This window comes from Arsenicicoccus piscis (genome assembly GCF_022568835.1).
GTDB classification, from domain to species: domain Bacteria; phylum Actinomycetota; class Actinomycetes; order Actinomycetales; family Dermatophilaceae; genus Arsenicicoccus; species Arsenicicoccus piscis.
This window is the reverse complement of sequence record NZ_JAKZHV010000001.1, coordinates 156,305-174,551: the sequence shown is the minus strand read 5'-3', so window position 1 is coordinate 174,551 and position 18,247 is coordinate 156,305. Positions and strand designations below refer to the sequence as shown.

General features: G+C 72.1%; 17 protein-coding genes and 3 pseudogenes. 11 read left to right on the top strand and 9 right to left on the bottom strand.

Annotation, left to right across the window (positions count from 1 at the left end; genetic code table 11):
- The first annotated feature begins 12 nt into the window (after positions 1-12).
- The 3 genes from MM440_RS00900 to MM440_RS00890 all read left to right on the top strand — a co-directional run bounded on the left by MM440_RS00900 (position 13) and on the right by MM440_RS00890 (position 3,680).
- A complete protein-coding gene (locus tag MM440_RS00900) occupies positions 13-1,641 on the top strand; it encodes a SigE family RNA polymerase sigma factor (RefSeq protein WP_241441326.1) in 1,629 nt (542 codons plus the stop codon).
- A gap of 142 nt (positions 1,642-1,783) precedes the next feature.
- Positions 1,784-3,175, top strand: a complete 1,392-nt coding sequence (locus MM440_RS00895; RefSeq protein ID WP_241441325.1) for a toxic anion resistance protein — start codon at positions 1,784-1,786, stop codon at positions 3,173-3,175.
- A 1-nt stretch (position 3,176) separates the two neighbouring features.
- A complete protein-coding gene (locus tag MM440_RS00890; protein ID WP_241441324.1) occupies positions 3,177-3,680 on the top strand; it encodes a hypothetical protein in 504 nt (167 codons plus the stop codon).
- A 10-nt stretch (positions 3,681-3,690) separates the two neighbouring features.
- Here the strand turns inward: MM440_RS00890 and MM440_RS00885 are convergent.
- The 6 genes and pseudogenes from MM440_RS00885 to MM440_RS00860 all read right to left on the bottom strand — a co-directional run.
- A pseudogene (locus MM440_RS00885) lies at positions 3,691-4,218 on the bottom strand (M20/M25/M40 family metallo-hydrolase); the annotation flags it as partial.
- Positions 4,155-4,349: pseudogene (locus tag MM440_RS00880) on the bottom strand (amidohydrolase); the annotation flags it as partial. The pseudogenes MM440_RS00880 and MM440_RS00885, both read right to left, overlap by 64 nt.
- Positions 4,350-4,363: 14 nt before the next feature.
- Complete coding sequence (locus MM440_RS00875) at positions 4,364-4,753, bottom strand: hypothetical protein (protein WP_241441323.1); 390 nt, start codon at positions 4,751-4,753, stop codon at positions 4,364-4,366.
- A 117-nt stretch (positions 4,754-4,870) separates the two neighbouring features.
- The gene (locus MM440_RS00870) at positions 4,871-6,097 is read right to left on the bottom strand and encodes an MFS transporter (RefSeq protein WP_241441322.1); all 1,227 of its coding nucleotides are present in this window, start codon (positions 6,095-6,097) and stop codon (positions 4,871-4,873) included.
- 32 nt (positions 6,098-6,129) lie between these two features.
- Positions 6,130-6,441: an AzlD domain-containing protein gene (locus tag MM440_RS00865; RefSeq protein ID WP_241441321.1), complete on the bottom strand. Its 312-nt coding sequence runs from the start codon at positions 6,439-6,441 to the stop codon at positions 6,130-6,132.
- Positions 6,438-7,193 carry an AzlC family ABC transporter permease gene (locus MM440_RS00860; protein WP_241441320.1) on the bottom strand — a complete coding sequence of 252 codons (756 nt, stop codon included), beginning with the start codon at positions 7,191-7,193 and terminating at the stop codon, positions 6,438-6,440. The genes MM440_RS00865 and MM440_RS00860 overlap by 4 nt, the downstream gene beginning before the upstream one ends.
- 127 nt (positions 7,194-7,320) lie before the next feature.
- On the opposite strand from MM440_RS00860, the gene MM440_RS00855 reads away from it, so the two are divergent.
- From MM440_RS00855 to MM440_RS00840, 4 genes are all read left to right on the top strand, one after another.
- Positions 7,321-7,893 (top strand): TMEM165/GDT1 family protein, encoded by a 573-nt coding sequence (locus MM440_RS00855; RefSeq protein ID WP_241441319.1) that lies wholly within the window; start codon positions 7,321-7,323, stop codon positions 7,891-7,893.
- Between the two features lie 16 nt (positions 7,894-7,909).
- On the top strand, positions 7,910-8,575 hold the full coding sequence (locus MM440_RS00850; RefSeq protein ID WP_241441318.1) for a histidine phosphatase family protein: 666 nt from the start codon (positions 7,910-7,912) through the stop codon (positions 8,573-8,575).
- Positions 8,576-8,584: 9 nt separating this feature from the next.
- Positions 8,585-9,016, top strand: coding sequence for a hypothetical protein (locus MM440_RS00845; RefSeq protein WP_241441317.1), 432 nt, complete (start codon positions 8,585-8,587; stop codon positions 9,014-9,016).
- Positions 9,017-9,100: 84 nt separating this feature from the next.
- Positions 9,101-10,846: a pyruvate dehydrogenase gene (locus tag MM440_RS00840; RefSeq protein ID WP_241441316.1), complete on the top strand. Its 1,746-nt coding sequence runs from the start codon at positions 9,101-9,103 to the stop codon at positions 10,844-10,846.
- A 65-nt stretch (positions 10,847-10,911) separates the two neighbouring features.
- On the opposite strand, the gene MM440_RS00835 is transcribed toward MM440_RS00840, so the two are convergent.
- Positions 10,912-11,859 carry a TolB family protein gene (locus MM440_RS00835; protein ID WP_241441315.1) on the bottom strand — a complete coding sequence of 316 codons (948 nt, stop codon included), beginning with the start codon at positions 11,857-11,859 and terminating at the stop codon, positions 10,912-10,914.
- Positions 11,860-12,045: 186 nt separating this feature from the next.
- Here MM440_RS00835 and MM440_RS00830 point away from each other — a divergent pair, with 186 nt between their 5' ends.
- The 3 genes from MM440_RS00830 to MM440_RS00820 all read left to right on the top strand — a co-directional run bounded on the left by MM440_RS00830 (position 12,046) and on the right by MM440_RS00820 (position 15,032).
- The gene (locus tag MM440_RS00830; protein WP_241441314.1) at positions 12,046-12,831 is read left to right on the top strand and encodes a LytR C-terminal domain-containing protein; all 786 of its coding nucleotides are present in this window, start codon (positions 12,046-12,048) and stop codon (positions 12,829-12,831) included.
- Positions 12,832-13,003: 172 nt separating this feature from the next.
- The gene (locus MM440_RS00825; protein ID WP_241441313.1) at positions 13,004-14,104 is read left to right on the top strand and encodes an HpcH/HpaI aldolase/citrate lyase family protein; all 1,101 of its coding nucleotides are present in this window, start codon (positions 13,004-13,006) and stop codon (positions 14,102-14,104) included.
- 1 nt (position 14,105) lies between these two features.
- Positions 14,106-15,032, top strand: a complete 927-nt coding sequence (locus tag MM440_RS00820) for an HpcH/HpaI aldolase/citrate lyase family protein (protein WP_277626168.1) — start codon at positions 14,106-14,108, stop codon at positions 15,030-15,032.
- On the opposite strand, the gene MM440_RS00815 is transcribed toward MM440_RS00820, so the two are convergent.
- Complete coding sequence (locus MM440_RS00815) at positions 15,007-17,271, bottom strand: family 78 glycoside hydrolase catalytic domain (protein ID WP_241441312.1); 2,265 nt, start codon at positions 17,269-17,271, stop codon at positions 15,007-15,009. The genes MM440_RS00820 and MM440_RS00815 overlap by 26 nt on opposite strands.
- A gap of 38 nt (positions 17,272-17,309) precedes the next feature.
- Positions 17,310-17,537, bottom strand: a pseudogene (locus tag MM440_RS00810) (family 1 glycosylhydrolase); the annotation flags it as partial.
- A 50-nt stretch (positions 17,538-17,587) separates the two neighbouring features.
- On the opposite strand from MM440_RS00810, the gene MM440_RS00805 reads away from it, so the two are divergent.
- Entirely contained in the window at positions 17,588-18,220 is a 633-nt protein-coding gene (locus tag MM440_RS00805; protein WP_241441311.1) for a TetR/AcrR family transcriptional regulator, read from the top strand.
- Positions 18,221-18,247 lie beyond the last annotated feature (27 nt).

The window sequence follows — 18,247 nt, the reverse complement described above, 5'->3', positions numbered from 1 at the left end:
GAGGTGAGCACCATGCCCGAGCAGGTGGCGAGGGAGCCGTTCGACGAGTTCGTCGCGGCCCGCGGGCCGGTGCTCTACGCCCAGGCCCTGCGCCTCGCCGACGGACGCGAGGACGTCGCCGAGGACCAGCTGCGTCGTGCCCTGGTCGCCCTGCGTGCCCACTGGGACCGGGTGGGCGACGAGGAGGGTCCGGAGGCGTTCGTCCGCGACCGGCTCGGTCGGCGCCGGTTGCGCGGTGCGAGCGACCTCGCCTTCCCCGACGTCGTAGACCACCCGCACGGTCACGACGACGAGTCCCGTCCGCTGCCGGACGGGTTCGCCGAGTCGCTGGCGGCCGGCGTCTCGGCCGGGCGCGGCCGGCGGAGGGTGGCGCTGGGGGCGGCCGCCCTCGTGGCGCTCGCCGGAGTGGGGGTGGGGGGCTACGCCCTCTGGCAGCAGCAGGACCGGGCCAGCCGGGCTACGGCCGACTCGGTGCACCTCGAGACGATCGCGCCAGGCCCGACCCAGCCGAGCCCGACCGCCCCCACGGCGCCGCCCACCGATCAGGCCTACCGCAACACGCTCGCGTTCCTCACCGCGGTCGACGCCCTGCCGCAGGGACCTGCGGTGCGGCTGCCGCCGTCGATGCGGTCCGCGTCGAACGGGACCTACCTGGACCTGGCCGACGGCACGGTGCTGCTCCCGAACCCGTGGAGCCCGTCCGGCCCTGCGGTGCGCACGGCCCTCGGGGTGGCGCTGGTGGCGTTCGGTCTTGACGCCGGTGACTCGAGCGGCGCGATCCCGCGGACCCACCTGGTGCTCGTCCGGCCGGACGGCACCGTGCGCGACCTGGCCAGCGGTCCGCTGACCGATCTCGTCGGAGGTCCCACCAGCGGCCGCGTGCTGCTCGGCGTCGGGCCGGCCAACACCTCCGGCGATGCGATCCGCACCGTGGCGTACTCCGTCCGCGACCTCGCCACCGGCGAAGAGGTGGCTCGGGTCCCCGTCGAGGGGGCGATCGCGCCCGCCGGCGCGATGGGGATGCGCGCCTCGGGACGCTACGCGACGGGGTGGTGGTTGCAGCCCCACACCCAGGACGTCGCCGCCACCGTCACCTCCCAGGTGCCCACCGTGCTGCTCGGCGACGACGGGTCCCAGCGGGTGGTGAAGCGCCCCCTCGTGCTGCAGTCAGATGCCGGGTGGCTGCTCACGGACCCCGGGGGAGCGGAGCCGGGCGGCCTGGCCCGCACCACCCCGGACGCCTTCGTCGCGGGCAGCCCGCCGCCCGTGGTCGTGCCGCTGGGTGACGGGTCCTCGCAGTGGCGGCCGATGGCCGTCGATCCCTCCGGTCAGCTCGTCGCGCTCCTCGCCAGCGTCGCCGGTGACGTCGGCGTCGATGGTGGTGGCTGGGGGCCGCTGCGGATCGCCGACCTGCGGAACGGGACGTCGCGGGTGCTCCTGAGCGAGCAGGCGCCGCTGCTGCGCGCGCGGTTCGGCCACCTGCTCGGCTGGTCCGACGCCGGGCACGTCGTACTGCGCGTCGGGGGCAACGGCCCCTCCAGCGACGGGGCCGAGGGCGCGAACTGGGTGAACGTTCGGGTGGACGTCACGACCGGCTCGATGGACCGGGTGAACGTCGAAGGGATCGGTCCGCAGAGCTGACTGCCTCCGTAGAGCGGGATCGGCCGGGTAGGTTGGGATCGGCGGGGCGCCACGCACCACCGACGGACGGGCGAGCGCCCGGGATCTTCCGGACCGGCACACGCGTTGGACCCCGCGACCGATCTTCCTCGAAGGAGAGCCGATGTCCGACACCGCCCAGCCGAACCCCCAGTCGTCCGCGACACCGGACGACGGTGGGGACCCGACCCGCACGAGCACCGCGCCGGCCGACACCACCGTGGCCGGCGGCGACTCCGGCCTCGACCTGTCGGTGACTGCCCCGACCACCGCGAGCGCCGGCACCAACGTCGCGGACGCGCCGCAGGTCTCTACCGACCTCATGCTGGTGCCGCCCGCCGCGGTGCCGCCGGTGGCTCCGGCGAAGGTGTCAAGCATGGTGCCGCTCGACCCGGCCAAGGCCGAGGCGCTGGCCGCACGCGCCCAGACGTTCGTCGAGTCGCTGACGGCGATGGACCCGCGCCAGCCCGAGTTCGCCGCCAAGGTCCGCGACATCTCGGCCATGGGCAACGCCGAGATCCGGGCCTCGTCCGAGGTCTCCAACCGGATGCTCGAGCGTCCCGTGCGCGCCCTCAAGGCCGCGAAGGGCCAGGAGGGCGAGCCGCAGAAGTTCGTCGCCGACTCGCTGGTCGACCTGCGCCAGAAGATCCAGGACCTGGACCCCTCCAAGATCAACAAGCCGCAGAAGAAGCTGCTCGGGATCATCCCCTACGGCGACCGGCTGCGGGACTACTTCGACGACTACCGCGACAGCCAGGGCCACCTCAACGCCATCGTCGAGTCGCTGAAGAACGGCCAGGACGAGCTGCGCAAGGACAACGCCGCCATCGAGGGCGAGAAGGTCAACCTCTGGCAGACCATGCAGAAGCTCCAGGAGTACACCGTGCTCGCCGGGGCGATCGACAAGGCGCTCGAGGCCAAGGCCGACCAGGTCGCGCTGGAGGACCCCGAGCGGGCCGACGCGATCCGCTCCGACATGCTCTTCGCGGTGCGCCAGAAGCACCAGGACCTGCTGACCCAGATGGCGGTCTCGGCCCAGGGCTACCTCGCCCTCGACATGGTGCGCCGCAACAACGGCGAGCTGATCAAGGGTGTCGAGCGGGCCACCACCACGACCGTCGCGGCGCTGCGCACCGCCGTGATCGTGGCGCAGGCGCTCGCCAACCAGAAGCTCGTGCTCGACCAGATCAGCGCGCTCAACGAGACGACGTCCGGGCTGATCGTGGCCACCTCGGAGATGCTCAAGCAGCAGACCACCGAGATCCACAACCAGGCCGCGTCCACCTCGGTGTCGCTCGACTCGCTCAAGCAGGCGTTCAACAACATCTACGCGACGATGGACGCCATCGACACCTTCAAGGTGCAGGCCCTGGACAACATGGGCCAGACCGTCTCTGCGCTGGAGACCGAGCTGACCCGCTCCAAGGCCTACCTCGAGCGGGCGCACACCCGCTCCGAGAACGAAGCCACCGCGCTCAAGGGCCTCGGCACCCAGCCGGGTCAGATCGAGCGCTGAGATGGGCGTGCTGCGGCGCCTGTTCGGTGGACCCGCTCCGAAGGGCACCACGGCGGACAACGCCGAGGAGCGGGCCTATCAGGAGCGACAGGCGCTGCAGAAGCTCGTCGACCGCATCGACAAGGCCAGCGCTCGGCTGCCGCGCGAGGCCTACGCGAGCTTCTCGCGGATCAAGGTCGTGCTGCGCGCCTGCCTGGACCGGGCGCCGCAGCTGGCTGCCTCGCAGGACAACCTGCACGTCGTGTCCCGCACGATCCGCGACTACCTGCCCACGGCCCTGGAGACCTACCTCGACCTGCCGCGGCAGTACGCCGAGCAGGTCGACGTCCAGGGCCGGGGCACGCCCGCGCAGCAGCTGGTCGACCAGCTCCACCTGCTGGAGGAGCGGCTCGAGCAGGTGAAGCAGGCGCTCTACGTCGGCGATGCCAACGCCCTCGCCAACCACGGGCGCTTCCTCGAGGAGAAGTTCCACGCCTCCGGTCTGGAGCCACCGGACCGAATCTGAGCCGTTCTGCTCACCCGGCCAGCTCGGTGAGCTTGTCGATGGCGAGCTGGGCGTAGACCGCGGCGCCGTCGGCGAGCACGCCGTCGTCGAACGTGGCTCGTGGGGAGTGGTTGTAGTCGGCAGTCCGCGGGTCGACGCCGGGAGCCGTGGCACCGAGGCCGACGAACGCGCAGGGCACCTCGCGCAGCACGAACGAGAAGTCCTCGGACCCGGCGAGCGGGTCGACCCAGCGGGTGTGCCGGTGCGGCTCGCCGGCAAACAGGGTCTCGATGGTGCGGCGCGCGAGGTCGGCCTCGGCCGGCGTGTTGGCGGTGACGGGGTACTCCTCGACGTAGCGCACGTCGATCTCCAGCCCGTGGGCGGCGGCGATGCCCTCGGCGATCCGCGGCAAGGTCGCGGCGGCGAGGTCGCGCTGCTCGCGGCTGAAGTGCGCACGGTCGCCTCGAGGCGGGCCTCGTCGGGGATGACGTTGGCCTTGGTGCCGGCCTGGAGCAGGCCGACGGTGACCACGACCGGGTCGAACACGCTGAAGGTCCGCGTGACGGCGGTCTGGAGCGCGGTCACCGGCTCGGCGGCCGCGGGCACCGGGTCCTGCGCCAGGTGCGGGGCCGAGCCGTGCCCGCCGCGTCCGCGCAGGGTCACGAAGAACCCGTCCGAGGCGGCGAGCATCGGGCCGGGCTTGGTCACGAACGTGCCGAACGGCTCGATCGCGCTGAAGACGTGCATCCCGTACGCCGCGTCGACCCGCCGACCGGCGGCGTCCAGCACCCCCTCCTCGACGGCAGCGCGTCCAGGTCCGCGCGCAGCAGCACCACCGGCCGGTCGCCGGCCGCACCAGCCGCGCCATCCGCTCTACCCGCACTGCCCGTCCTACCGGCACCGCCGCGCAGCACCGACGTGACCGAGGTGGTGCGGGTGCCGGTGCTGGTCTCGAGGGCGAGGCCGTCGAGGGCGGCGAGCACCTTCTCCTGGGTGCGCGGCAGGTCCAGACCGATCTCCGGCTCCTGGTGCATCGCGCGGCGGAACGCGCGCAGGTCGTCGTGCAGCTGGTGGTCGTCGTCGAGCAGGGTCATGACGGTCCTTCGTCGCGGTCCGGGGACGACGCGACCCTGGCACGGCCCGGGTCGGCGGGCACGCCGGGCCTCCCGCTGCCGTAGCCCCCGCTGCCGTAGCCCCAGCCCCGGCAGGGGCTACGGCTTGGTGGCGAAGGAGCCGAACAGGTCCATCGCCCGCCGCTCGGCCGAGACCAGCGTGCTGCGGCCGAGCAGCGCCAGCGCGAAGGCGAGGAACGCGGCGAGCACCGGCACGAGGAACGCCCGGGACGCGCCGTAGGCGTCGATCATCCCGCCGGCGGCCGACGATCCGAGGGCGATGCCGATGAGCAGGCCGGTCATGACGATGGTCATGCCCTCGTTGATCTGCGACTCGGGGACCAGCCGCTGGGCGAGCATCATGGCGGTGATGAGGGTCGGGGCGATCGCGGAGCCGGCGACGAGCAGGACGGCCGCGAGGACCGGCAGCTGGTCGACGACGAGCACGGGCAGCAGCAGCACCGACATGGCGAGGGTGCTCCACAGCAACCGCTGGGCGATGGCGTCGGCCGCCGGCCGGGTCCCGTAGACCAGTCCGCCGACGAGCGAGCCCAGCGCGAAGCACCCGAGGGTGGCACCGCCCCAGGCGGCGGCCTGGTGCTCGGCGGCGAACGCGACGACGATCACGTCGGCCGCACCGAAGATCGTGCCGGTGAGCGCCAAGGTGGCGGCCAGCAGCAGCAGCCCGGGCGCCTGCCAGGCCCGGCCCGTGTGGTGCTCGTGCTGCGGCTGGACCGGCGGCTCGGTGCGCCGCTGCAGCGCGAGCCCGATCACGCCGGTGGTGTAGAGCAGGAGCGCGAGCAGCATGCCCGCCTCCGGGAAGAACAAGGTGGCGAGCGCCGCACCGAGGGCCGGCCCCATCATGAAGCAGGACTCGTCGAGGACCTGCTCGAACGAGTTGGCCGTGTGCAGCATCCCCGCCTCGCCGCGCAGCAGGTGCGCCCACCGGGCCCGGATCAGCGTGCCCGCCTGGGGCATGATCGCGTTGCCGAGGTTGGCGAGGACGAGCACCCAGACGGGTGCCCCGAGGTAGGTGGCGAGGACCAGCGAGAGCAGCGCGGCTGCCGACATGAGGGCGAGCGGCACCGCCACCCGCCGCTGTCCGTGCCGGTCGATCAGCCGCCCGACGGTGGGTCCGAGCGAGGCGACGCCGACGAGGCCGATCGAGCTGATGATCCCGGCGAGGGAGTAGGACCCGCGACGGGTCGCGATCATGACGATGATCGACACCCCGAACATCGCGCCGCCGAGGCGGGCGAGGTAGCCGAACGCGGTGAAGCGCAACGCTCCAGGGGTGGCGAGCAGGGCGCGGTAGGGGGTGAGCACGATGCCCCACGCTATCGGTTCCGAGCGGGTCCTCAGCCCCAGCCGAGGGCACGGGTGGCCGCTGCGGCGGCGGCCCCGAGGATGACGACGACGATGAACGGCGCCCGCAGCCACAGGGCGAGCGAGGCGACGGCGAGGGACACCACGCGGGCGTCCACGGTGAGGTGCCCCTCGGCGACGAAGGTGTTGGTGGCGACCAGGGCCGCAAGCAGCCCGGCCGTCATGGTCGCCGACGCGGCTCCCACCAGCGGGTGCTCGAGGTGGCGGTCCGGCACGAGGAAGCCGACCAGCTTGGTGGCGTAGCAGAGCAGGCAGGACAGCAGCAGGGCGTTCGTCAGGCTCATGAGTCCTCCCGGTGCGGGTGCTGGACGTGCTCCGGCGGGTGGTGCGGCAGATCGGACAGGTCGTCGTCCTCGTCGCGGCGGGTGCCGCGCCGCTGCTGCAGCACCGCCACCCCGAACGCCACCACGGCGGCCACGATGATCGGCAGCCCGGCGGCGAGCACCGGCGTGACGAGCAGGGTGACGACCGCGCACAGGGCCGCGATCGCTCTACCGTCACGTCGGCGCAGCCGGGGCCAGAGCAGGCCGAGGAAGCCGGCGACCGCTGCCCCGTCGAGGCCGTACCTGCTGGGGTCGCCGAGGGAGTTGCCGAGCAGAGCGCCGCACAGGGTGAAGGAGTTCCACAGCACGAACACGCCGATGCCGGCGGTCCAGAAGCCGCGCACCTGCTCGTCGCGGTCCGGCTGGGCCACGGCGGTGGCGGTGGACTCGTCGATGGTCAGGTGCGCCGCGAGCAGCCGGGTGAGCCCGCGGGGGCGCAGCAGCGCGTTCATCTGGATCCCGTAGAGCGCGTTGCGGGTCCCGAGCAGCAGCGCCGTCGACAGCGCGGTGAGCGGCGAGCCGGCCGCCCCCACGACCCCGATGAAGCCGAACTGCGAGCCGCCGGTGAACATCAGCAGCGACAGCGCCTGGGCCTGCCAGACCGCGAGCCCGGCGCCGACAGCCAGCGCCCCGAACGAGATGCCGTAGAGCCCGACGGCGGCCGAGATCGACAGGCCCATCCGGGTCGCGGGGGTCATCGTCAGTGCGGGCATGGCTGCCACTGTGGCAGATGGTCGCGCCGGGTGCCGATGCTGTTCGGCGGTGCCGGTATCCTGAAGGTCTGCCCCTGCGCTGCCTGAGTCGTCGGCGCCTTCTGCCCCATCTCGAAGGACTCCCTCGATGCTCGCTGCCCTCTGGCTCAGCTTTGTCGTCATCTTCGTCGCTGAGCTCGGTGACAAGAGCCAGCTCATGGCGATGACGTTCGCGACCCGGTTCCGGCCGGTGCCGGTGCTCGTCGCCATCACCATCGCGACCGCCCTGGTGCACCTCGCGTCCGTGGGCATCGGTGCGGTGCTGGGCTACTCGATCCCGACGAAGTGGATCACCATTCTCGCCGGCGTCGCGTTCCTCGGCTTCGCCCTGTGGACGCTGCGCGGCGACGAGCTGAGCGAGGAGGAGGAGGCGAAGGCCTCCCGCTCGACCAGGTCGGTGCTGATCGCCGTCGGCACGGCCTTCTTCCTCGCCGAGCTCGGTGACAAGACGATGCTCGCCACGATCACCCTCGCGGTGCAGCACGACTGGGTCGGCACTTGGATCGGCTCGACGCTCGGCATGGTCGCGGCCGACGCGCTCGCCATCGGGGTCGGCGCGATCCTCGGCCGACGGCTGCCCGAGCGGGCCATCGCCATCGGTGCGGCCGCGCTGTTCGCGATCTTCGGCATCCTCCTGCTCGTCGAGGGCATCCGGGCCTGAGGCTAGGCTTGCCGGCATGAGACTGCTCCTCGTCCGGCACGGCCAGACCAGCTCCAACGTGGCCGGGGCGCTCGACACGGCGACGCCCGGGGCGGACCTCACCGAGCTGGGTCGCGAGCAGGCCGACGCGATCGTCCCGGCCTTCGCCGGCGAGCGGGTCGACGCGATCTACACCTCGACGCTCGTGCGCACCCAGCAGACGGCCGCGCCGCTCGCCGCGGACCGCGGGCTGGAGCCGACCGTCCGGGCCGGCCTGCGCGAGGTCGGGGCCGGTGACGTCGAGATGCGCACCGACGAGGACGCCATGCGCATCTACTTCCTGACCCTGCTCTCCTGGGCCGGCGGCGACCTCGAGGTGGGCATGCCCGGCGCGGAGACGGGGCACGAGGCCCTCGGGCGGTTCGACGCCGTCGTCGACGAGATCTGGGCCGAGGCCGAGGCCTCCGGGCGCACCGACCAGACCGTCGCCGTGTTCAGCCACGGAGCGATCCTGCGCCTGTGGGCGTGCCTGCGCTGCGCCAACCTGGCCCCGGACTACCTGGGGGACCGGCACCTGTCCAACACCGGGGTCATCGTCGTCGAAGGATCCCCGGGGGCGTGGACGGCGCTGTCCTGGGAGGATGACGCCATCGGCGGCGATGCGCTCACGGACCTCGCCCACGACGGCCCCGCGGCCGGCTGAGGAGGAGCAGTGCCGAGCACGACAGGGGTAGCCCGAGCGGCCGCGACGTCGGCCACGCTCGGTGCGCTGGGGCTGGTGCTCTCGCTGGTGCTGTCCGTGTCCGCGTGCGGCTCCGGTTCGGGTGGGTCTGGGTCGGCTGGGGCCGGCTCGGGCGCGACGTCGACCACTCCGTCGACGGCCTCGGCCATCCCGACGGCCACCCCCTCGACGCTGCCGAGCCCGGACGTCGAGACCATCATCGGCGTGGTCTCCGCCGGCACCGAGAAGGGCTGTCGGGTGCTCACCGTCGACGTGACCGGTGAGGTGCTGCCGCCCATCGGCGGCGGCCTGCAGCCGGGGATGATCGTCACCGTCCGCGGCTACCGGCTCAAGGGGGTGCGCACCACCTGCATGCAGGGCAAGCCGTTCAAGATCACCGAGGTCGTCACGACCTCGACGTAGCCCTCCCCACCTGCCCAGCCCGCTCCAGACCCGATCCAGCACCGAACCAGCTCCGACATCGATCAGCATCGAAGGGAACTCATCGTGAACCTCGCCGACCAGCTCGTCGCCCAGCTCCAGGCCGCCGGTGTGCGGCGGATCTACGGGATCGTGGGGGACAGCCTCAACCCGGTCGTGGACGCCGTCCGTCGCACGGGCGGCTCTGCCAAGGGTGGCATCGACTGGATCCACGTCCGCCACGAGGAGTCGGCCGCGTTCGCGGCCGCGGCCGACGCCCAGCTGACCGGGGAGCTGGCGGTGTGCGCCGGCTCGTGCGGGCCAGGCAACCTCCACCTCATCAACGGGCTCTACGACGCCAACCGCACGGGCGCCCCGGTGCTCGCGATCGCGAGCCACATCCCGAGCGTGCAGATCGGTCAGTCCTTCTTCCAGGAGACCCACCCCGACCGGTTGTTCGTCGAGTGCTCCGTCTACGACGAGATGATCAGCACCCCGGCGCAGGCCCCGCGGGTCGTGCACGCCGCCATCACGCACGCGCTCGCCGCGCCGGGCGTCGCCGTCATCTCCCTGCCCGGCGACATCGCCGCCGAGGAGGCGACCGGCAAGGCACCGGTCTACGTGCCGCCGTTCGCGGGTGTGCTCGAGCCCTCGCCGGCCGCGATCGACGCCGTGGTCGCGGCCATCGACTCGGCCAAGAAGATCGCGATCTTCGCCGGCGCCGGGGTCGAGGGCGCCCACGACGAGGTCGTCGCGCTCGCCGAGCACCTGGCTGCCCCCGTCGGGCACAGCCTGCGCGGCAAGGAGTGGATCCAGTACGACAACCCCTACGACGTGGGCATGACCGGTCTGCTCGGCTACGGCGCCGCCAGCGCCGGTCTCGAGGGGGCCGACCTGCTGCTGATGCTCGGCACCGACTTCCCTTACGACCAGTTCCTGCCCGACGGCCCCACCACCGTCCAGGTGGACCGCCGCGCCGAGGTCCTCGGTCGGCGCACCCAGGTGGACCTCCCGGTGCAGTCCGACGTGCTGCCCTTCGTCACGGCGATCCGGGACCGCGTGCCGCGGCGTACCGACCGCGGCTTCCTGGATGCCATGCTCGACAAGCACGAGCGGTTGATGACCAAGGCGGTCGGGGCCTACACCCGCAACGCCGACACCCTGGTGCCGATCCACCCGGAGTACGCCGCGTCGATCCTCGACGAGCTGGCCACCGACGACGCGATCTTCACCGCCGACACCGGCATGTGCAACGTCTGGACGGCGCGCTACATCAACCCCAACGGCAGGCGCCGGCTCATCGGCAGCTTCCTGCACGGCTCGATGGCCAACGCCCTGCCGCACGCCATCGGCGCCCAGGTCGCCTACCCGCAGCGCCAGGTCGTGTCGGTGTCCGGCGACGGCGGCCTGTCGATGCTGCTCGGCGAGATGATCACCGTCGCCACCCTCGGCCTGCCGGTGAAGGTCATGCTGTTCAACAACTCCACGCTCGGCATGGTCAAGCTGGAGATGCTCGTCGACAAGCTGCCCGACTTCGGTGTCGACGTGCCCGAGACCAACTACGCGGCCGTCGCCGCGGCGATGGGCTGGCACGGGGTGCGGGTCACCGACCCCAAGGACCTGCGCACCTCGATGGCCGACGTGCTGGCCCAGCCTGGGCCGGCGCTGCTCGAGATCATCACCGACCCCAACGCGTTGTCGATCCCGCCGGAGATCACCAGCAAGCAGGTCTTCGGCTTCGCCACCGCGATCAGCAAGATCGTCCTGAACGGCGGTGTCGGAGAAGCGGTCTCGATGGCGCGCTCCAACCTGCGCAACATCCCCCGCGGCTGATCCGGCGGCGGGCGGGGGCGGGCGCGTGTGGGCATGCCGCCGCCCGCTGGGGGTCCGCGGACGGTCTACGCCACCGGGAAGTCGACGTAGGCGAGTCGGCGCGAGTCGGGGTGCCAGGACGAGACGTTCATGGCGCCCTGGCCGCCGAACACGTCGGCGAGCACCCGCACCGGCAGCTCGGGCGTGCCGACCCGCGGGTCCGTGAGGTCCAGCAGACGGATCTGCGCCGGCACGTTCGGCGGGTGCTGGGTCGTGCCCGGCTCGTAGGACACGTAGGCCAGCCAGTGCCCGTCGGGGGAGACGTGCGGGAACCAGTTGACCCGCTCGTCGAAGGTCAGCTGCTCGGGCTCCCCACCCGTGCCCGCGACCCGGAAGAGCTGGGAGTGCCCCGGCACCGTGGACGCGAGCTCGCTGTTGAAGTAGACCGTGCGCCCGTCGGGGGACCACTCCGAGCCGTCGCAGGGCGCGTCGACGTCGGTGAGCTGGGTGATCGTGCCGGTGGCGAGGTCGAGGGTGAAGACGTTGGTGCGGATGACGTCCGTGCTGCCGAGGCGCCCCTCGAGCCCGACGAAGGACAGGTTGTCGCCCTCGGGGCTGATCCCGTGCAGGTAGTGCCGGAAGGCGCGACCCCCGGTGTCGGGGGACACCCGCGTCGCCGGTCCGCCCTCCCACGGCACCCGGTAGAGCTCCCCGCCGGCGGTCAGGTAGTGGAACCGTCCGTCCGGGCTGACCAGGTGGTCGTTGTTGGCGTTGTGCACCGTGCCGGTGTCGATCTCCTCGAGCCCGCCACCCGTTCGGGGGGCACCCGTGTGAGTGACCTGGGCGCCGAGCGGGAGGCGGTGGAGCCGGCCCTGAGCGTTCACCACGACCCAGGTGCCGTCACTGGTGATGTTGGGGGCCTCGACAACCTGAGTTGCGTCTTCCCACAGCGTGATTCGATCATCGTCGATGATGTCGTGCAGGTAGACGACAGATGTCTGGCCGGGGATCAGTGCACGTCCGAACGCCGCCACGGCGCCCTCCTTCGGGTCGGTTGTCGAGACGGCCGGTCACGCTGTGATGACGAAATGATGACGATGTCGTGCGCGTCACCGAAACGCCGTCGCGAGGCCCCTCGCGCGTCCCAAGATAGAGACATGAGGGGCGAGCGAGAAGTCGACCGGGTGCGGCGCAGGCGGGTGCGCCGAATCATTGCGTTCGTGACCTTCCCTGGCATCCTCATCGGCACCGCGGGGGTCACCACCGCCTACGCCGGCAAGTGGTTCACCGCCCCGCCGTTGCTCAGCTGCACCGCCGTCGAGCGCGTCGCTCCGGCCAAGAGCTCCTTCACCCTCAACGTCCTCAACGCGGGCGCCGTCTCCGGCGAGGCCGGCGTCGTCGCGAGCGAGCTGCGCAAGCGCGGCTACGCGGTGGGATCGGTCTCCAACGACGACGTGCTGCGCTCGGTCGACGGCAGCGGTGAGATCCGCTACGGCCGCAAGGGCTATGACCAGGCGCTCTACGTCCAGCAGCTGGTGCCCTCCGCCCGGCTCGTCGAGGTGGACCGCCCCACGACCGCCGTCGACCTGGTCCTCGGGCCGGACTACAAGGCCCTCACCCCGCGCCCGGCGCGACCCCCGGTCTACCCCAAGGACATCGTGGTCAACGTCTACAACACGACGTACTACGAGAACCTCGGCACCACCACGCTCGACCAGCTGGTCAAGCGCGGGTTCAAGCGCGGCGAGGTCAGTGCGGACCCGATGAAGACCTGGGTGCGCGAGTTCGCCGTCATCCGCTACGGCGAGAAGGGCGACCTGGCTGCGAAGCGGTTGGCCACCCACGTGCCCAACGCGACGTTCGAGATGGACGCCCGCCAGGACACCTCGGTCGACCTGCTGCTCGGCATGAAGTGGAAGGGCCTGATCCCGGTCGGTCAGGTCGAGAAGCCGCCGCCGTACGTCGCGCCGAAGCCGACGATGATCTCGGTGCCCTGCGAGCGATAGCTCGCGTTGGGGCAGCGAGCGATAGCTCGCGTTGGGGCAGCGAGCGATAGCTCGCGTTGGGGCAGCGAGCGATAGCTCGCGGGGGGGCCGGGTGTCGTGCGTCATACCGGCCTGTCGGAGGCCGCTGCTAGGTTGCCGGTGACCCGGTCGTCGTCGTCTGGAGAGCCACCTCATGCGTCCTGCCAAGGACTTCTTCGCCCCGCTCGCCGTGGGCGCACCCGCCCCGCTGCGCGAGATCCCCGCCAGGCCGTCGCGGGCCATCCACTTCTTCGACCCGAGCAACGCCAAGATGGCGGCCAAGGTGCCGGCCATGGTGGGCACGGTCGACGTGCTGCTGGGCAACCTCGAGGACGCGGTCAAGGCCGACAACAAGGTCGCGGCCCGTGAGGGCCTGGTGCGGATCGCCCAGGAGACCGACTTCGGCCCGACCCAGCTGTGGACCCGGATCAACAGCCTGGACTCGCCGTGGGCGCTCGACGACCTCACCACCCTGGTCCCGGCCATCGGCGACAAGCTCGACGTCGTGATGGTGCCCAAGGTGCAGGGCGCCGAGGACATCCACTACGTCGACCGGCTGCTCGCCCAGCTCGAGGCCAAGGCCGGGCTGCAGCGCCCGATCCTCGTCCACGCCATCCTCGAGACCGCCCGCGGGGTGGCCAACATCGAGCAGATCTGCGGCGCCTCGCCGCGCATGCAGGGGCTCTCGCTCGGCCCGGCCGACCTGGCGGCCGACCGGCGGATGAAGACCACGCGCGTCGGCGGCGGCCACCCCGGCTACCTGGTGCGGCAGGACCCGCCGCGGGGCAGCGACGGGACCTCCGACGTCGGAGCCGACCGGTCGGTCTACCAGCAGGACCTGTGGCACTACACGATCGCGCGGATGGTCGACGCCTGCGCGATGCACGGGATCTACCCCTACTACGGGCCGTTCGGCGACATCGCGGACGTGGTGGCGTGCGAGGACCAGTTCCGCAACGCGTTCCTGCTCGGGTGCGTCGGCACCTGGACGCTGCACCCCAAGCAGATCGACATCGCCCGTCGGGTGTTCAGCCCCGACCCGGCCGACGTCGAGCACGCCTACCGGGTGCGGGCCGCGATGGGCGACGGCACCGGCGCGGTCATGCTGGACGGCAAGATGGAGGACGACGCCTCGCTCAAGCAGTGCCTGGTCATGGTCGCCCTCGCCGAGCAGCTCTCGGCGATCGACCCCGAGCTGGCCGAGCGCTACGCGAAGGCCCAGGCGGCCGCCGAGAGCACCGAGCAGGAGGGCTGAGATGACCCACCACCAGGACCCGACCCACTCCAGCACCACGAGCGCGACCAGCGACGAGGCGGCCTTCCGGCCGCGCCGCTCCGTGCTCTACATGCCCTCGTCGAACGCCCGAGCGCTCGAGAAGGCCAAGACGCTCGCCTGCGACGCGATCATCCTCGACCTCGAGGACGCGGTGGCGCCGGACGCCAAGGTCGCTGCGCGCGACGCCGCCTGCGCGGCCGTCCGCTCCGGTGGCTACGGTCGGCGCGAGCTGATCATCCGGGTCAACGCCCTCGGCACCGAGTGGCACGACGCCGACCTCGCGGCCGCCTGCGCCGCCGGACCCGACGCGATCCTGGTGCCCAAGGTCGGGTCCGCCGACGAGGTGCGCTCGCTCGTCGCCGCGATGGAGGCCGCGGGCACCCCCGAGCACACGGCGCTGTGGGCCATGATCGAGACGCCCGCCGCGATCCTGCGGGTCGCCGACATCGCCGCGGCGTCCGAGCGGCTGACCGTCCTCGTCCTGGGCACGAACGACCTGGTCAAGGAGCTGCACGCCGAGCACGTGCCCGGTCGCGCGCCGCTGCTCCCGAGCCTCGGGCTCGCCCTGCTCGGGGCCCGCGCCACCGGCACGGTGGTGCTCGACGGGGTCTACAACGCGGTGCAGGACACCGAGGGCTTCCTCCAGGAGTGCACCCAGGGCCGCCAGCTCGGCTTCGACGGCAAGACCCTGGTGCACCCGGGCCAGGTCGCCGGGGCCAACGAGGCCTTCGCGCCCTCGCCCGACGCGGTCGAGGAGGCCCGCGGGATCCTCGCTGCCTGGGAGGCCGGTGCGGGCTCGGGGGTCGTCACCCACAACGGCAAGATGGTCGAGGCGCTGCACGTCGAGACCGCCGAGCGGACCCTCGCCCTGCACGACGCCATCACCGCTCTCGCGGCCGACGCCTGATCGCGAGCAGCTCGTGCCGACCGGCACCGAGCTCGGCGCTGTCGGGCTCCAGCCGCCAGTCGGTCGGCAGCTCGAGCCGGGCCGTGGTCGAGGTGGGGACGTCGACCACGACGCTCGCGGTGCGGCCGTCCTCGTCCCGCCGCCAGTCGACGGCCAGCCGACCGTAGGGCGTCAGCACGTGGGCCGCGCACCGGTCCAGCCGCCCGGACAGGTCGGGCGCGACGCGGCTGACGCGGAACCCGGGCTCGACGCACCCGATCACGGCGATCCGTCGCATCATCGTGTCGACCACGCACCCGAAGGCGTAGTGGTTCATCGACACGGCGTCGACCGTCCCGTCGGGGTGGACGGCGTTCCAGCTCTCCCAGATCATCGTCGCCCCCATCCGCACCTCGTAGAGCCAGGACGGGATCGCGTCCTGCAGCAGCAGCGTCCACGCGAGGTCGGCGTGATCGTTGTCCCAGAGCACGTCGAGCAGGTAGGGGACGGACGGGAAGCCGGTGTCGAGGTGGTCGCCGGACTGGTGGATGAGCTCGACGAGCCGGTCGACTAGGCCCGCTCGACGCTCCGATGTCACCATGTCGAACGCGAGCGCCAGCACGTAGGTGCCCTGCAGCTCGGTCGTCAGTCGCCCCTGCTCGGTGAGGTACTCGGCGCTGAAGGCGTCCCGGACGGTCTGGGCGCGCTGTCGTAGCGCGGCCGCGGCCGCACCGTCGCCGAGGACCTCTTCGGTGTCGGCGAGGACGTCGAGGGAGCGCGCCTGGAAGCACGGCCCGACGATCTCGTGCGTCGTCAACGGCGCGGTCATCATCGCGAGGAACTCGTGCTCCGCGTCCGCCAGCGTCGACGGTGCGAGCCAGTCACCGAAGTTGAGGGCGCCGTTCCACAAGACCGCGTGCCGGGCGCGGGCCTCGGCGTCGAGGTCGGTGTCGCGCAGCCGGCCGGTCAGCAGCCGGGCCGCCTCGCGCGTCTGCCAGTCGACCCAGGAGCGCATCGCCGCGACGTTGTCCTGCAGGAAGGACACATCCCCATAGCGTCGGTAGAGCTCCCACGGTGTCATCGTGATCACGTCACCCCAGCCGGCGGCACCGTCGATGGCGGACAGCCCGGCGCTCAGCGCAACAATGTCGTGCGGGTCGGCGCCGACGCTGCTCGGGCTCGGCGGTGTGGCCCCCAGGTCCATCGCGGGTGGCATGGGGACGATGATGGGCACCATCCCGTCACGGGCGGCCTGCTCGGCGCGCACGTCGGCGAACCAGCGGCGCAAGAAGGCGGCCACCCCCATGAGGGTCGCTGCCGTGGGGGTGAAGATCTGCAGGTCACCCGTCCACCCGGCGCGCTCGCACTGCGGGCAGTCGGTAGGCACGGCGAGGAAGTTCGCGCGCTGGGACCACCGGGTGTTCTGCACGAGCTGGTTCAGCCGGGGGTCGGAGCAGGTGAGGTCGCCGGTCTGCTCGAGGTCGCTGCCGAGCACCACGGCGGTGAGGTCCTCGGACAGCAGCTCGCCGGGCCAGCCGATGACCTTGACGTAGCGGAAGCCGTGGAAGGTGAACTCGGGCTCCCACGTCTCGCCGGCCTCGTCGCCGGCCAGGACGAACTCGTCGACCTGGTCCTTGTCGACGCCGATGATGTTGCGCAGGAAGTTGCCCGCACCGTCGACGACCTCGGCGTGCTCCAGCCGGATCGTGGTCCCCGCCGGCCCGCGTGCCGTGAGCCGCACCCGCCCGGCGATGACCTGGCCGAAGTCGACGACCGTCTCCCCGGCGGGGGTCTGCCGGATCTCGTGCACCGGCAGCTCGAGGAGCGGGCGCACCGGCTCGCCGACGTGCGGCACGACGGGGATCTCGACGTCGACCAGCCGGCCGGGCTGCCACCCGCCGGCGTCGAACCCGGGTGACGACCAGCCGGGGACGGCCCGGCGGGCGTCATGGCGCTCGCCGATGAACAGGTCGGAGTAGTCGATCGGGCCGCGATCGGACACGACGGACTCGTCCGGCACGATCACCTCGCTCGTCCCGTCGGCGAGGTCGACCTCGAGGCGCCAGCTGGCCCGCAGCAGGTCGCCGTACTGCGCGCTGCGGCCGAGGATCGAGATCCGTCCCGCCCACCAACCGTCCGCGAGGACGATGCCGAGCGCGTTGTCGCCCTCCCGCAGCAGGTCGGTGACGTCGTGCGTGACCGACGGCAGCGCGTGGCGGCGGTGGAGAACCGGCCCGGCTCGGGCTCGATGCGGGCCCACTCCAAGGAGAAGCGGTAGGTGTTGAACCCGAGGTCGGCGATCAGCGCGATGTCGTCGGCGAAGCGGTGGTAGTGATCGATGGCGTCGCCGGACGGCTCGGCGAAGATTGTCCCGTCGAGGTGCTCGAGGAACCACACGTCGCTGTTCACGTTGTCACCCTCGACCTGGTGGCCGGCCGTGGCCACGCCCCACCGGAAGTCCGCCGGGAAGACGGCGGACGAGAGGTCGGTGCTGCGCGCGGTGGTGCGGTGGTCGGTCGTCGTCATGGTCTGGATCCTTTCAGCGGACGACGGACAGCCGGCGGTAGCGTGGCCGGATGCCGGACAAGCCCGTGAGTCGCCGTGGACCGTACGCCTCGGGCGAGCGCACCCGGGCCGCCCTGGTGGACGCGGCGCTCCACCTGTTCGCCGAGCAGGGCTTCCAGCGCCAGTCGCTGCGGCAGATCGCCGAGCTGCTCGGGACGAGCCACACGGTGCTACGGCGTCACTTCGGCACCAAGGAGCACCTGCTGACGGCCGTCCTCGAGTCGCGCGGCGACGACGAGGCGCCGCAGCGGGACGATCTCGTCGGCAGCGAAGGGTTCCTCGCCGCGTTCCCGCAGGTGCTCGCCGCCCATGCCGGGCGACGTGGGGTGATCGGCCTCGACACCGTCCTGCGGGTCGAGGCGCTCGACGCCTCCCACCCGGCGCACGAGCTCGTCCGCCGGCAGGGGCGCGAGTTTCGTGAGCAGGTGACCCAGGCGCTGCGCGACGAGCGGGAGGCCGGCCGGCTGCGCGACGACGTGGACCCGGCCGCTCTCGCGCCGCTGGTGACCGCCCTGGTCAGCGGCCTGCAGACGGCCTGGCTCGAGAACCCCGACGAGGACATGGCCGCGCACGCCCGGACCTTCGTCGAGCTGCTGCGCCCGCCGCCGGCGGCTGGGGACGTCCCCGACGTGCCCAAAATGTGACCAACGGCGCAATACCAAGGAAACAGA